Origin of the sequence: Vibrio sp. YT-18 (assembly GCF_033337345.1) — a bacterium.
Lineage (GTDB): Bacteria > Pseudomonadota > Gammaproteobacteria > Enterobacterales > Vibrionaceae > Vibrio > Vibrio alginolyticus.
The window spans coordinates 1-1,648 of record NZ_JAWOQO010000076.1 but is presented as its reverse complement, the minus strand read 5'-3'; the positions used below and the strand labels follow the sequence as shown (position 1 = coordinate 1,648).

At 48.0% G+C, this 1,648-nt stretch carries 3 protein-coding genes; all 3 read left to right on the top strand.

Annotated elements, in window-relative coordinates; translation table 11 throughout:
• Positions 1-664, top strand: a 664-nt coding sequence (locus R7M72_RS24400) for a type II and III secretion system protein family protein (RefSeq protein WP_411913724.1), incomplete at its 5' end; no start/stop codon positions are given.
• Between the two features lie 12 nt (positions 665-676).
• Positions 677-901 carry a hypothetical protein gene (locus R7M72_RS24395; RefSeq protein ID WP_005482341.1) on the top strand — a complete coding sequence of 75 codons (225 nt, stop codon included), beginning with the start codon at positions 677-679 and terminating at the stop codon, positions 899-901.
• 27 nt (positions 902-928) lie between these two features.
• Positions 929-1,648: TadE/TadG family type IV pilus assembly protein (locus tag R7M72_RS24390; RefSeq protein ID WP_318056375.1), on the top strand; the 720-nt coding region annotated here is incomplete at its 3' end.

The following is a 1,648-nucleotide window of genomic DNA, read 5'->3' as shown; positions in this document are numbered from 1 at the left end:
CCTTACTGCACTAAGTGGTACTCAAGCGGAATTTGTTGCGGGTGGTGAATTCCCAATTCCTGTACCGAATGAAGATGGCATTACCATCGACTACAAAGAGTACGGTGTTCAACTGGACTTTGTACCTTTCATTCTCAGTGATAAGAGAATCAACCTGAAACTCAATGTCAACGTGAGTGAAATTTCTAACTCTGGTGTGCTGACGTTTAATCCGAACGAAGTCAACGCAACGTTCTTTATTCCGCCAATCACTAAGCGTAGCGCGGGAACCACAATCGAATTAGCGGACGGACAAACGATCGGTATCGCAGGTTTGTTGAGTGAAAACGCGCGTAACGTTGCGGATGGTATTCCGGGAGCCAGTGACCTTCCAGTACTTGGACGCTTGTTTAAGAGTGAAGAGTTTACATCTGGTGAAACCGAGCTGGTGATTTTGGTAACACCACGATTAGCGACGCCAATCGATAGACGCAGAGTGACTCTGCCGACCGATGGGTTCGTAGCTCCAAACGATGTGGAGTTCTATCTGTTGGGTAAAGGCGCGAAACTCGATTTCGACCGCTATCAACTCAATGACATCAGAGAAGAAGATACAAACAATAATTTTAATCAGTACGGTTCGTCAGAAGGTGGCTCTGAGGGCAAGTTTGGGCACAGTCTATAAATGGAGAGCAAGATGAAAAGCATAATGATCATGACCATTTGTTTCACATCATTCGGCTTGTTTGGCTGTGCGAATGACCCTGATCTTGGAATCTCGGTAAGCCAATTGCGCGCAGAACAAACGCTAAATCCGGAAGCATGGTATGAAAACCTAGGTTATCTACCAGAGGGAAGCGGTGAGCGCACGCAGGTCAGCTTAGAGGTATACAACAATAACGGGGTAGCCAAAGAAAAATAAGTGATTCGTTCACTTATAGGAGGGGCTATGCGAAGGAAAATGCAGACAGCAACAAGGCGAACCCAGAAAGGGATCACCTTGGTGCTCATCAGTATGGTTCTGCTGATTCTGTTAGGCGTTGCTGCGTTCGGTATTGATTTAAATCATCAAGTACTCAACAAAACACGCCTACAGAATGCGGTTGATACGGCGGCACTCGCCGGGGCTGTGGTTGCAGATAAAACGGAAGATGTTGATCAAGCTGAAGCTGCGGTTATCGCAACGCTAAGCAGCATCGCATCGGAATCAGGTAATACTGAACTGTCGTTTACCGACGGCAACACATCCGTGACGTTCTCGCACGACATGCAGACATTTGTAAATGCGGCGAGCTTTACGCCACCGACAGGCGAGTACGATATTTATGTTCGCGTCGCGGTAACTGACATGGGGATTTCTCAGTATCTGAGTGCTGTATTTGGGATTGTTAAGAACGTTTCGGCCAGTGCCGTTGCGGGACGAAGCGCGGCGATTGCTTACACATGTAACTTAACGCCGATTGCGATGTGTGGCGATCCAAATGGTACGGTTGAAGACGCATGGGGGTATCGTCCGCCGGGTTATGATCCGAATGTGGATATGGATCCGTCGCTTGTGCACGAGTTAAAAGTTGGCGATCAGAATAATACCGATATGGGGCCGGGTAACTTTCAGTTGCTCGATTTTGGGCAAGCGACTGGCAATAGCGGTGCGGCTTTGGTTCGTGAT

Coding starts and splice junctions, on each gene's coding strand:
- R7M72_RS24395 (WP_005482341.1), top strand. CDS start 677: ATGAAAAGCATAATGATCATGACCATTTGTTTCACATCATTCGGCTTG.